Source organism: Streptomyces hypolithicus, assembly GCF_052934925.1.
Map to the genome: position 1 here is coordinate 571,807 of NZ_CM128811.1, position 11,853 is coordinate 583,659.

Sequence of the window (11,853 nt, forward strand, 5' to 3'; positions counted from 1 at the left end):
GCAGGCAGGCCCACGGACCCGGACGGGCCGGATTTCGCCGGGCGGGGCTTTCCGCACCACACGGCAAACACACCGCGCCGCACCGCCCGCACCGCGCCACACCGCACCGCATCTCAAGGAGAGCCGCCCCATGTACGCATCCGTCCGCGACGACCTCGCCCGCACCCTCGACGAGATCCGCGACGCCGGTCTCTACAAGCCCGAGCGCGTCATCACCACCCCCCAGAACGCCTCCGTGGCCGTCGCGTCCGCCGGCGTACTCAACTTCTGTGCCAACAACTACCTCGGCCTCGCCGACCACCCCGAGGTCGTCGCCGCCGCCAAGGACGCCCTCGACCGCTGGGGCTACGGCATGGCCTCCGTGCGCTTCATCTGCGGCACGCAGGAGATCCACAAGGAGCTGGAGCAGCGCCTCTCCGCCTTCCTCGGCCAGGAGGACACGATCCTTTACTCCTCCTGCTTCGACGCCAACGGCGGAGTCTTCGAGACCCTCCTCGGCGCGGAGGACGCCGTCATCTCCGACGCCCTCAACCACGCGTCGATCATCGACGGCATCCGCCTGTCCAAGGCCCGCCGCCACCGCTACGCCAACCGCGACCTCGCCGACCTGGAGCAACAGCTCAAGGACACGCAGGACGCCCGCCGCCGCCTGATCGTCACCGACGGCGTCTTCTCGATGGACGGTTACGTCGCCCCGCTGGCCGAGATCTGCGACCTGGCCGACCGCTACGACGCCATGGTCATGGTCGACGACTCGCACGCCGTCGGCTTCGTGGGCCCCGGCGGCCGCGGCACCCCCGAGCTGCACGGCGTGATGGACCGCGTCGACATCATCACCGGCACCCTCGGCAAGGCGCTCGGCGGTGCGTCCGGCGGTTACGTCGCGGCCCGCGCCGAGATCGTGGAGCTGTTGCGCCAGCGTTCGCGCCCGTACCTCTTCTCCAACTCCCTCGCCCCCGTGATCGCCGCCGCCTCGATCAAGGTCCTCGACCTGCTCGAATCGGCCGGTGGGCTGCGCGAGCGCCTCGCCGCCAACACCTCGCTCTTCCGTGCGAAGATGACCGAGGCCGGCTTCGAGATCCTCCCCGGCGACCACGCCATCGCGCCCGTCATGATCGGCGACGCGGCGGAGGCGGGCCGGATGGCGGAGCTGCTGCTGGAGCGCGGCGTCTACGTGATCGGCTTCTCGTACCCCGTCGTGCCGATGGGCGCGGCCCGTATCCGGGTCCAGCTCTCGGCCGCGCACTCCACGGCGGACGTGGAGCGGGCGGTGGCGGCCTTCGTCGACGCACGGGCGACAATGGCTGGGTGATCGACCCCAGACGACTGCGCATCCTGCGGGCCGTGGCGGACCACCGGACGGTGACCGCCGCGGCGGCCGCGCTGTATCTGACGCCGTCAGCGGTGTCCCAGCAGCTGGCCGCGCTGGAGCAGGAGACGGGGCACACGCTGCTGACACGCAGCGGCCGCGGCGTACGGCTGACCGCCGCCGGCGACATTCTGCTGACCCACGCCAACGCCGTACTGGCGCAGCTGGAGCGGGCCGAGACGGACCTCGCCGAGTACGCGGGCGGGGCGGCGGGTGAGGTGCGGGTGGTGGGCTTCGCGACGGGCATCGCGGAGGTACTGGCCCCGGCCATCGCCCGCCTCGCCGACCGCCACCCGGACATCCGGGTCCGGGTCAGCGACGCCGAGGGCGACGAGAGCCTGACGCTGGTGCTGGACGGTGAAGTGGATCTCGCGCTGGCCGTGGAGTACCGGGGGGCGCCGCACGAGGACGACCGGCGGCTGGCGCGCGTGCCGCTGTACGCGGAGCCGTTCGACGCCGTACTGCCCGCCTCGCACCCGCTCGGGCAGGGCACGCACGTCGCGCTCGCCGAGTTGGCCGGCGACGACTGGATCGGCCCGTACCCCGGCAATCCGTGCCACGACGTGATGCTGCTGGCCTGCGAACTCGCCGGCTTCCAGCCCCGCCTCGTGCACTCGTCCGACGACTTCCGGGCCGTGGTGGCGCTGGCGGGTGCGGGGGCGGGCGTGGCGCTGGTGCCGCGGTCCGCGCTGCGCGGTATGGAGCTCAAGGACACGGTGGTACGCCCCGTGGCGGGCCCCGCCGCCACTCGGCGGGTGTTCGCGGCGGTACGCCGGGGCGCGGAGCAGCATCCCCTGATCCGCCCGGTCCTGGACGCGCTCGCGGAATCGGCGACAGGCCTCACCACGGGCTGACCCCGGCGGCACAACCAGCCCGTCCGGCGTTGGTCACGCCCGCAGGGCGTCCTGCGGAGGTTCAGGCCGGCGCTGACGGCCGCCGCGGCGGCTGCGCCTCGTCCGCGCCGGGCGCCGCGCCGGGCGACAGGCTTCGCGGCGCTTCGTCCGACGCGGAAGTCAACCGGCGCAGCACCTCCTCCGCCGACGCGAGCAGGGACTCCCGTGTCTCCCCCGAAGTCGGCGACGAGGGCGCCGGGGCCGGCGGGGCGGCCGACTTATCCCCCGCCACAGCCCCCGGCACCGGAGCCGCCCGCTCCAAGAACCGCAGCAGCTCCACCGGAAACGGCAGTACCAGCGTCGAGTTCTTCTCGGCCGCGACCGCCACCACCGTCTGCAGCAGCCTCAGCTGCAACGCCGCCGGCTGTTCCGACATCACCCCCGCCGCCTCCGCCAGCTTCTTCGACGCCTGCAGCTCGGCGTCCGCGTTGATGACCCGCGCCCGCCGCTCCCGGTCCGCCTCCGCCTGACGCGCCATGGACCGCTTCATCGTCTCCGGCAGGGACACGTCCTTGATCTCCACCCGGTCGATCTGCACCCCCCACCCGACCGCCGGACTGTCGAGCATCAGCTCCAGCCCCTGGTTGAGCTTCTCCCGGTTGGACAGCAGGTCGTCCAGATCGCTCTTCCCGATGATCGACCGCAGGGATGTCTGCGCCATCTGCGAGACCGCGAACCGGTAGTCCTCGACCTTGACCACCGCCTCGGCCGCGTCCATCACCTTGAAGTAGATGACCGCGTCGACCCGGACCGTGACATTGTCCCGGGTGATGCCGTCCTGCGCGGGCACCGGCATCGTCACGATCTGCATGTTCACTTTCCGCAGCCGGTCGACCCCCGGAACGATCATGGTGAAGCCCGGGCCGCGGATCTCCTCCCGCAGCCGTCCCAGCCGGAAGACGACCCCCCGTTCGTACTGCCGCACCACACGGCCGCAGCCCCCACATAGACCACAGCGGCCACACCGGTCGCCGCTCCCACTGCCACAAGCTCGTCGAGCATCACGACCCCCATGGGTCCGGTCCGCGCCGCATCGTATTATCACGATACGCCCGGCCTCACACCCCGGTCGAGGGCCCGGTCGCGGGCCCGGTCCTCAGCGGCCCGCCGCCGGAAGCGTGACCTCGAAGCAGCAGCCGCCCTGCACGTTGCGTACGTCGGCCCGGCCCGCGTGGGCCTCCACGATGCCGCGCACGATGGCGAGCCCGAGCCCCGCGCCACCCGGCGGCGTACGGGCCTCGGTGCCGCGCCAGCCGGTGTCGAAGACGCGCGGGAGGTCCTCGGCCGGGATGCCGCCGCAGCCGTCCGTGACGGACAGTACGACGGAGTCCGCCCGCAGCTGCGCGCCGATGGCGACCGTCCCGTCGGCGGGGGTCCGGCGGATGGCGTTGACCAGCAGGTTCGCGAGGACCCGGGTCATCTCACCGGCGTCCACTTCGAGCGGCAGCCCGGCCTGCGTGTCGCCGATCAGCCGTACGCCCTGCGCCCGGGCGAGCGGGTCGGCGCCCGCCAGTGCCTCGCCGATCAGGTCGTGCGCGGAGATGCGTACCGGAGTCAGGGCGAGCGCGCCCGCGTGGATACGGGAGAGTTCGAAGAGGTCACCGACCATGGCGTTGAGGCGGTCGACCTCGGTCCTCATCTGCCGGTGGTAGCGGGCCTCGTCGGCGACGACGCCGTCCTCCAGCGCCTCGGACATGGCGCGCAGCCCGGCGAGCGGGGTGCGCAGGTCGTGCGAGATCCAGGCGACGAGTTCGCGCCGCGAGGTCTCCAGCGAGCGCTCTCGCTCCCGTGAGGCGGCCAGTTTGGCGCTGGTCGCCGCCAGCTCGCGGCCCAGCGCGTCGAGTTCGGCGGTGGCGGAGCCGGTGGGCGCGGCGAAGGAGCCGCCGTCGCCGAAGGTACGGGCCGCCTGCTTCAGCGCGTTGCTGCGGGCGACGACCCAGCGCCCCATGAGCAGGGCGGTGGCGAGCGAGACCACGGCGGCCATCGCGACCACCGTCGTCACCACCGCCAGGTCGTGCCGGTTCAGGAACATCGCCTGGGCGACGGCGACCGTGCCGGCCAGCATCGCGGTCACCGTGACGGCGGCGACCACCATCAGCGACACGGCGACCGAGCGGTGGCGCAGCAGGCGCAGGGCGAGTGCGCCGAGCAGTCCGGCGCCGGCCGCGCCGAGGAAGGCGATGAGGGCCATCAGGAGGAGATCACGCATGGGGTGCGGCCTGCCCCTCGCCTGCGAGCCCGTCACCGGGAGGGTCATCGAAGCGGTAGCCGAGGCCCCAGACCGTCTGGATCAGGCGGGGCCTGGCCGGGTCGTCCTCGATCTTGCCGCGCAGCCGCCGCACATGCACAGTGACCGTGGACAGGTCCCCGAACTCCCAGCCCCACACGTCGTGCATCAGCCGCTCCCGGCCGATGGCCTCGCCCCGGTGCCGGACGAGGTGGGCGAGGAGGTCGAACTCCCGCAGGGTGAGGGCGAGTTCCCGGCCGTCGCGGGTGGCCCGGCGGCCTGCCGGATCGAGGACGATTCCGCCGGCGCGCAGTTGCGGACCGCCGTGGCGGGAGGCCGCGCGGCGCAGTACGGACTCGACGCGCAACACCAGCTCGCGCGGGCTGAACGGCTTCGTGACGTAGTCGTCGGCGCCCACCTCAAGACCGAGGATCCGGTCGTCCTCGTCGCCGCGCGCCGTCAGCATGATGACCGGAACGGGCCCGTCCGCGCGCAGCTCGCGGCACACCTCCAGGCCGTCCATGCCGGGCAGCATCAGGTCGAGCACCACCAGGTCGGGGCGCCGGTCCCTGGCCTGCCGCAGGGCCGCCGGGCCGTCGGCGGCCCGGGTCACGGCGAAGCCGGCGCGTTCGAGATAGCCGGTGACCACCTCGGCGACGGTCGGATCGTCGTCGACGACCAGGATGTTCTGCATGGGGTCCAGTCTCGTCGACGTACGACGGGCGACGGCGGGCACGGGCCCTTACGAACCGGTGACGTCGCGCCGAAGTCCGATTCGTTCAAGAGCGGAGCCGGCCGGCGGCCTACGTTCTACCCATGACGAAACCACGCCTTGACGCCATCGGAATCGTGACCGCTGACATGACGGCCTCGCTCGCCTTCTACCGCCTCCTCGGTCTGGACATCCCGGCCGACGCCGACACCGCCCCGCATGCCGAGGCGACCCTGCCCAGTGGTCTGCGGGTCCTGTGGGACACGGAGGAGACCATGCGCTCGTTCGACCCGGGCTGGACCAGGCCCGAGGCCGGCCGCGAGCGGCTCGGGCTCGCATTCCTGTGCGACAGCCCGGCCGAGGTCGACACGGTGTACGACACCCTGCTCGCCGCCGGACACCGTGGGCACCTGAAGCCCTGGGACGCCTTCTGGGGACAGCGTTACGCCGTCGTAATGGATCCGGACGGCTGCGGCGTCTCCCTGTTCGCGGACGCCACGACCGGCGCCGCGACCGACTCGGCGTAGACGCCCGGCGTGGTCCCGGCCAGGTCGCGAAGCTCGCGGGTGAGGTGCGCCTGGTCGGCGCAGCCGGCGGCGAGGGCGGCCTCCGCGTACGGCAGCCCCTGCCGTACGAGAGCCAGCGCACGCTGCAGCCGCAGGATCCTGGCCAGCGTCTTCGGGCCGTACCCGAACGCGGCCAGGGAGCGGCGGTGCAGCTGGCGGGCGCCGAGGCCGACGGCGTCGGCAGTGGCGGCGACGGTGCGGCCGGCGTCGAGCTGCGCGGCGACGGCCCGCAGGACCGGATCCGGCGGCCGGGTCTCGGCGGCGCGCCGCAGCGCCACGTCCTCCAGGGCCGCGGCGGGGTCGGGCGCCCCGCCGACCAGGCCGGTCAGCCGCCGCACGCGGGTCGCGGGCCACAGCTCGGACAGCTGGACGCGCAGGTCACGCAGCTCGTACGCGGGCACGCCGAACAGGGCGGGTCCCGCTCCGGGCGCCAACCGCACCCCGGCGAACCGGGCACCGGGATCCGCGTGAACCTCACCGGGCGGGTGGGGGCGGGTGTCGGGGCCGGCCACGTAGAGGCTGCCGGCGGCCCACAAGAGGTCCATGCAGCCGTCGGGGAGGACGGCCGTGGGGGCGGCGGTATGGGCGGCGGGCGCGACGTGCGTCCAGACGACAGCGCCGTCGAGCCGAGATGCGCGCTCGGTGTACACGCTGCCCAGGGTACGAAACCGGCGCCACGCCCCGAAATCACGGGAGGGGCGCCTCGACGGACTCGATACGGCCGCCCTACTCCACGGGGCCCCGCGCCGGATCCTTCGTCTCCTTGTCGCGCCCTCCGTGCAGCCGCGACTTCACGTCGTCCGGCGGCAGGAACCGCGACCACCGCTCCGGAAACTCCGACGGCATGTCCGGATCGGACTCGTCGGCGTCCTCCGCGTCCACCAGCGCCGCCCGCGCCGCCTCCGCCCGTGCGATGACCGCCGCCGCCTGCGCCGTCCGCACCAGGTCGTTCGCCTCGCGCGCCGCCGCCGTGGCGACCGACGGCCAGACGCGGTCGATGGCCGCGTTGACCGCCGCGCCCACCAGGACCGCGAAGGCGCAGATGCCGATCCACAGCAGGACGGCGATGGGGGCCGCCAGCGAGCCGTAGATCGTGGGTCCCTCGACCGTGCTGGTGAGGTAGATGCGCAGCAGGAAGCTCCCCAGCACGCACATCGCGAGTGCCATCAGCGCGCCCGGAATGTCCTCGACCCACGGCGACCGCACCGGCACCGACACGTGGTAGAGCGTCGTGAGGAAGACGACCGACAGCACGATGACCACGGGCCAGTACAGGACGCTGACGACCTCCGTGCCGAACGGCAACAGATCGGCCACCCGGTCGGGCCCGACCACCATCAGCGGCAGCACCACCGCGCCGATCACCAGGGCGACGACGTACAGCAGGAAGGCCAGCAGCCGCGTCTTGACGATGCCGCGATGGCCGTCGAGGCCGTACATCACGGTGATGGTGTCGATGAAGACGTTGACCGCGCGTGAGCCCGACCAGAGGGCGATGGCGAAGCCGATGGAGATGATGTCGGGCCTGGCGCCCTGGGTGACGTCGCTGATGAGGGGTTTCGCGAAGTCGTTGACGCCCCGGTCGGAGAGGACCGTCTGCGCGGCGGTGAGGATGTTGCGCTCTATGGAGGCGACCGTGTCCGTGTCGGTCCAGGCGTCCACGTACCCCAGCAGGCCGATCATGCCGAGCAGCAGGGGCGGCAGCGACAGCAGGGTGAAGAACGCCGCTTCTGCCGCGAGTCCGAGGATCCGGTACTCGATGCACGAGTTGACGGTGTCCTTCAGCAGCAACCAGGCCAACTTGCGCTTGGAGACGTTGCGATAGAGGACCCTGGCCCGGTGAAGCCGGCCGGAGGGCCGGTAGGGTGTTTCATTTGCTGCCTGCACCTCCTTACCGTAGCGGCATGGCAGCCACCACTCACACAGTGACCAACCAGGCTCCGCCCTTGGTCGACTACGACGTGTTCACCGCCGACCGGGTCCTCGCCGAAGGGGTGGACCGGCACATCGCTCCCGAACTCGCCGAGGAGGTACAGGAGGAACTCTCCGGGCTGGGCCGGAGCGCCGGATCCGCCCAGGCCCAGGGGTGGGGGATCCAGGCCAACGAGAATCCGCCGAAACTCATCACGCACGACCGCTACGGCCATCGCGTCGACGAGGTCGAGTTCCACCCGGCCTGGCACCGGCTGCTCGGCAAGGCCGTCGCCGCGGGGCTCACCGACGCCTGGGGCCGGCCCGGCGGGCACGTGCGACGCGCGGCCGGATTCCTGGTCTGGACGCAGGCGGAGGCGGGTCACGGCTGCCCGGTGTCCATGACGCACGCGGCGGTGCCCGCGCTGCGCACAGATCCGGCGCTGGCCGCGGAGTGGGAGCCGCGGCTCACCTCGCACGTGTACGACGAGGGCCTGCTTCCGGCGGAGCGCAAGGCCGGGGTGCTCTTCGGTATGGGCATGACGGAGAAGCAGGGCGGCAGCGACGTCAAGGCCAACACGACGAACGCGGTGCCCCTCTCCGGAGCCGGCGAGTACCTGCTGACGGGGCACAAGTGGTTCTGCTCGGCGCCGATGTGCGACGGCTTTCTCGTACTGGCGCAGGCGCCCGGCGGCCTCAGCTGCTTCCTGGTGCCGCGCGTGCTGGCGGACGGGACGCGCAACGTGTTCAGGATCCAGCGCCTGAAGGACAAGCTGGGCAACAGGTCGAACGCTTCGAGCGAGGTCGAGTTCGACGGGACGTGGGCGCGGCTGGTCGGTGAGGAGGGGCGCGGCGTGCGGACCATCATCGAGATGGTGGCCGCGACCCGGCTCGACTGCGTGATCGGGTCGGCCGCGCTGATGCGCCAGGCCGTGGCCCAGGCCACGCACCACGCGGCGTACCGCAGCGCGTTCGGCGGCACGCTGATCGACAAGCCCCTGATGCGCAATGTGCTGGCCGATCTGGCGCTGGAGTCGGAGGCGGCGACGACGCTGGCGATGCGGCTCGCCGCGGCGTACGACGGCGACTCGGAGCAGGACCGCGCCTTCCTGCGGCTCGCGGTGCCGGTCGCGAAGTACTGGGTCACGAAGCGGGCGACACCGGTCGCGGCGGAGGCACTGGAGTGCCTGGGCGGCAATGGGTACGTCGAGGAGTCGGGCATGCCCCGGCTGCTGCGCGAGGCGCCGCTCAACTCGATCTGGGAGGGATCGGGGAACGTACAGGCCCTGGACGTGCTGCGTGCGCTGGGGCGCGAACCGCAGGCCCTCAATGCCTTCCTCACCGAGATCGGGCAGGCGCGCGGGGCCGATCACCGCCTGGACGGGGCGGTCAAGGACCTGCTGACCGATCTCGCGGACCTGGAGGGGATGGAGGGGCGGGCCCGCCGCGTGGTGGAGCGGATGGCGCTCGTCCTGCAGGGTTCGCTGCTCGTGCGGTGGGCGCCGCCGCAGGTCGCGGACGCGTTCTGCGCTTCGCGTCTCGGCGGGGACTGGGGCGCGGCCTTCGGCACGCTGCCACACACTCTCGACCTGGCGTCGGTGGTGGAGCGGGCGCGGGCAGTGGGCTGACGGGGCGGGCGGCGAGCTGACACCGCGGCCGGACGGAGTGGGACCCGACGGACCGCCGGGGGAACGGCCCGCCGGGAGCGGGAGCCGCCGGGGTGGCGCTGCGCCGACACGGCACCACCCCGGCTGAACGTATCCACCTTCGTACAAGCGGGTCCCGGCGCACGAGAGTTGCAGACCGTTGCATTGTTTGTGCGGACTCCGGGGCGTGCGCGCCCGCGCCGGGGCACGATGAGCAGTGACCACCTCACAGCAGGTGATGATCCGCACATGAGTGACGGGGTAGCCCAGTGAAGACCGCACCTCCTCGACCGCCCGGCTTTCCCGCGCCGTCCGCCCGGACCGCCGCGCGCGGCGGCGCGGCGCCGCGTCCGGTCATCGACGCGTCCTGGCAGCGGGTGATGCGCATCGGGATCGACCCGGACCACAGCACCAGCAGCGAGCTGCTGCCCGCCGAGGAGCTGGAGCACCGGCGCCGGGCCACCGCCCTCGGCGATCTGCTGCCCTCGGTGAGCCAGGGACTGGTCTCGGTCGTCCAGGCGTCGCAGCAGATCATGGTGGTGACCGACGAGGAGGGCCGGGTCCTGTGGCGGGACGGCGACCGTGCGGTGATGCGCAAGGCCGGTGGGATCTGCCTGGAGGAGGGCGCGTCCTGGAGCGAGGACAGGGCGGGAACGAACGGCATCGGCACGGCGCTCGCACTGCGCAAGCCCGTTCAGGTGCACTCCGCCGAGCATTTCGTCCGTACGCTCCACCACTGGACGTGCGCCGCCGCGCCGGTGCACGACCCCAGGGACGGGCGGCTGCTCGGCGTCATCGATGTGAGCGGGGCGGAGACCACCTTCCATCCGGCCACGCTCGCGCTCGTCGAGTCCGTGGCCCGGCTGGCGGAGGCGCAGCTGCGGGAGCGGCACCTGCTGTCCGTGGAACGGCTGAGGTCGGTGGCGGCACCGATCCTGTGCCGGGTCGGCGGCCGGGCACTGGCGGTGGACGCGGACGGCTGGCTCGCGGCGGTGACCGGGATGCCCCCGGTCGGACGGCTGCCGCTGCCGAAGTCCTTCCGGGCGGGCCGCAGGTGGCTGCCCTCGCTGGGGATGTGCGCGGTGGAGCCGCTGCCGGGCGGCTGGCTGGTGCGGGTGCAGGACGACGCGGCGGGGGCGGCGGCGCCCGACGGTGTGGCGCAGGGGGCGGTGAGCCGTGTCGTACTCGACCTGAGCAGCCGGCGTCGGTCCTCGGTGACCGTGTCGGGGGCGGCCGGGCAGTGGACGCACGAGCTCAGTCCGCGTCACGCGGAGCTGCTGTACGTCCTGAGTACGCGCAGGGAGGGGCGCAGCGCTGCCGAGCTGGCGGACGACCTGTTCGGGGACCGGACCAGGACGGTGACCGTCCGGGCGGAGATGTCTCGACTGCGGCGCCACCTGGCGCAGGTGCTCGCGCACCGCCCGTACCGCTTCGTTGACGAGGTGGCGGTGGAAGTGGTCCCGCCGTCCCACATGGTGGACCTGCTGACGCATTCCACGGCTCCGGCGATCACGGCGGCCCGCCGCGGGTAGCAGGCGGGTAGAAGTGCGGCCCCCACTTGGGCCGACGCCTGCGGCATGGTTCGCTGGGCTCCATGCGCACCATCACCGTGACCACCTGGTCCCTGGAACAGACCTCGCCCGACGATCTGCGGGCGGCCGCCGAGCCCGCCGGGGACGTCAGGATCATCCGGGCCGCGGTCCCCTCCCCCGAGTTCAGCCGCTTCCTCTATACGGCGGTGGGCGGTGACATCAGGTGGACCGACCGGCTCGGGCTGACGTACGCGCAGTGGAGTGAGGCCCTGGACCGGCCCGGCGTGGAGACCTGGGTGGCGTACGAGAAGGGCACACCGGCCGGGTACGTGGAGCTGGATCCGCAGGACGACGGCGTCGTCGAGATCATGTACTTCGGCCTGCTGCCGGCGTTCCGGGGGCGAAGGATCGGCGGCCATCTGCTGTCGTACGGAGTGGCGCGTGCGTGGGACCTCGCCGAGCGGTGGCCGGAGCGGCCGCAGACGAAGCGGGTGTGGGTGCACACGTGCAGCAAGGACGGGCCGCACGCCATGGACAACTACCGGCGCCGGGGTTTCAGGCTGTTCGCGACCACGACGGCGGAGGAGGCCGAGGTGACGGCACCCGGGCCGTGGCCGGGTGCTCAGGCCTGAGCAGCCGTGGCCGGGTGCTCTGGCCTGAACCCCTGAACCCTCCCGACGCCCCTGGTATGCCCGGAAGTCGAGTGACCAGCGACACACTGTCTCGCGATGCGGGACAGTGTTGTCCACATACTGGATAGTGGTGGACTGCCCCGAGATCCGCGTGACACGCTTCCGTCATGTCTTCAGCTGGAGTTGCCTTGGTGAGTCGGCGGCACGTCGACCTCGGCCGCATGTCCAGCGCCATCTGTATGGCGGGCTGACAGCACAGCACCGCCGTACCTCACAGCCGTCCCCGCCGTCGCGGACGAGCCGGCCGCCCTGACACGCAGGCGCACTCCGCCCACCCGGCGGGGTTCTCGGCTCCGCCGTGTCCG

At 72.5% G+C, this 11,853-nt stretch carries 10 protein-coding genes and 2 pseudogenes; 7 read left to right on the top strand and 5 right to left on the bottom strand.

What is annotated here, in order from left to right:
• Positions 1–130 precede the first annotated feature (130 nt).
• Together ACU6WZ_RS02810 and ACU6WZ_RS02815 are read left to right on the top strand one after the other, a co-directional pair.
• Positions 131–1,312 (top strand): glycine C-acetyltransferase, encoded by a 1,182-nt coding sequence (locus ACU6WZ_RS02810; RefSeq protein ID WP_447031534.1) that lies wholly within the window; start codon positions 131–133, stop codon positions 1,310–1,312.
• Positions 1,309–2,223: a LysR family transcriptional regulator gene (locus tag ACU6WZ_RS02815; RefSeq protein WP_447031535.1), complete on the top strand. Its 915-nt coding sequence runs from the start codon at positions 1,309–1,311 to the stop codon at positions 2,221–2,223. Before ACU6WZ_RS02810 ends, ACU6WZ_RS02815 begins: the two co-directional genes overlap by 4 nt.
• 61 nt (positions 2,224–2,284) lie before the next feature.
• Here the strand turns inward: ACU6WZ_RS02815 and ACU6WZ_RS02820 are convergent.
• From ACU6WZ_RS02820 to ACU6WZ_RS02830, 3 genes and pseudogenes are all read right to left on the bottom strand, one after another.
• Positions 2,285–3,264, bottom strand: a pseudogene (locus ACU6WZ_RS02820) (slipin family protein).
• 94 nt (positions 3,265–3,358) lie between these two features.
• Positions 3,359–4,471 carry a sensor histidine kinase gene (locus tag ACU6WZ_RS02825; RefSeq protein WP_447031536.1) on the bottom strand — a complete coding sequence of 371 codons (1,113 nt, stop codon included), beginning with the start codon at positions 4,469–4,471 and terminating at the stop codon, positions 3,359–3,361.
• Positions 4,464–5,183 carry a response regulator transcription factor gene (locus tag ACU6WZ_RS02830; protein WP_447031537.1) on the bottom strand — a complete coding sequence of 240 codons (720 nt, stop codon included), beginning with the start codon at positions 5,181–5,183 and terminating at the stop codon, positions 4,464–4,466. Before ACU6WZ_RS02830 ends, ACU6WZ_RS02825 begins: the two co-directional genes overlap by 8 nt.
• Positions 5,184–5,258: 75 nt before the next feature.
• On the opposite strand from ACU6WZ_RS02830, the pseudogene ACU6WZ_RS02835 reads away from it, so the two are divergent.
• Positions 5,259–5,728 (top strand): annotated as a pseudogene (locus ACU6WZ_RS02835) (VOC family protein); the annotation flags it as partial.
• Here ACU6WZ_RS02835 and ACU6WZ_RS02840 read toward each other — a convergent pair.
• On the bottom strand, positions 5,644–6,426 hold the full coding sequence (locus tag ACU6WZ_RS02840) for a helix-turn-helix domain-containing protein (protein ID WP_447033821.1): 783 nt from the start codon (positions 6,424–6,426) through the stop codon (positions 5,644–5,646). The pseudogene ACU6WZ_RS02835 and the gene ACU6WZ_RS02840 sit on opposite strands and share 85 nt — an antisense overlap.
• Positions 6,427–6,493: 67 nt before the next feature.
• Positions 6,494–7,654: a YihY/virulence factor BrkB family protein gene (locus ACU6WZ_RS02845; protein ID WP_447031538.1), complete on the bottom strand. Its 1,161-nt coding sequence runs from the start codon at positions 7,652–7,654 to the stop codon at positions 6,494–6,496.
• Positions 7,655–7,671: 17 nt separating this feature from the next.
• Here ACU6WZ_RS02845 and ACU6WZ_RS02850 point away from each other — a divergent pair, with 17 nt between their 5' ends.
• The 4 genes from ACU6WZ_RS02850 (at position 7,672) to ACU6WZ_RS02865 (ending at position 11,739) form a co-directional block, all read left to right on the top strand.
• Positions 7,672–9,306, top strand: a complete 1,635-nt coding sequence (locus tag ACU6WZ_RS02850) for an acyl-CoA dehydrogenase family protein (protein WP_447031539.1) — start codon at positions 7,672–7,674, stop codon at positions 9,304–9,306.
• A gap of 287 nt (positions 9,307–9,593) precedes the next feature.
• Positions 9,594–10,856: a GAF domain-containing protein gene (locus ACU6WZ_RS02855; RefSeq protein ID WP_447031540.1), complete on the top strand. Its 1,263-nt coding sequence runs from the start codon at positions 9,594–9,596 to the stop codon at positions 10,854–10,856.
• Positions 10,857–10,918: 62 nt separating this feature from the next.
• Positions 10,919–11,488 (top strand): GNAT family N-acetyltransferase, encoded by a 570-nt coding sequence (locus ACU6WZ_RS02860; RefSeq protein WP_447031541.1) that lies wholly within the window; start codon positions 10,919–10,921, stop codon positions 11,486–11,488.
• 167 nt (positions 11,489–11,655) lie between these two features.
• A complete protein-coding gene (locus ACU6WZ_RS02865) occupies positions 11,656–11,739 on the top strand; it encodes a putative leader peptide (protein WP_447033823.1) in 84 nt (27 codons plus the stop codon).
• Positions 11,740–11,853 lie beyond the last annotated feature (114 nt).

What these genes read in the sequence shown, in the direction of transcription:
- ACU6WZ_RS02810 (WP_447031534.1), top strand. Translation starts at nt 131, where the DNA reads ATGTACGCATCCGTCCGCGACGACCTCGCCCGCACCCTCGACGAGATC.
- ACU6WZ_RS02825 (WP_447031536.1), bottom strand. Translation starts at nt 4,471, where the DNA reads ATGCGTGATCTCCTCCTGATGGCCCTCATCGCCTTCCTCGGCGCGGCC.
- ACU6WZ_RS02830 (WP_447031537.1), bottom strand. Translation starts at nt 5,183, where the DNA reads ATGCAGAACATCCTGGTCGTCGACGACGATCCGACCGTCGCCGAGGTG.
- ACU6WZ_RS02850 (WP_447031539.1), top strand. Translation starts at nt 7,672, where the DNA reads ATGGCAGCCACCACTCACACAGTGACCAACCAGGCTCCGCCCTTGGTC.
- ACU6WZ_RS02860 (WP_447031541.1), top strand. Translation starts at nt 10,919, where the DNA reads ATGCGCACCATCACCGTGACCACCTGGTCCCTGGAACAGACCTCGCCC.
- ACU6WZ_RS02865 (WP_447033823.1), top strand. Translation starts at nt 11,656, where the DNA reads ATGTCTTCAGCTGGAGTTGCCTTGGTGAGTCGGCGGCACGTCGACCTC.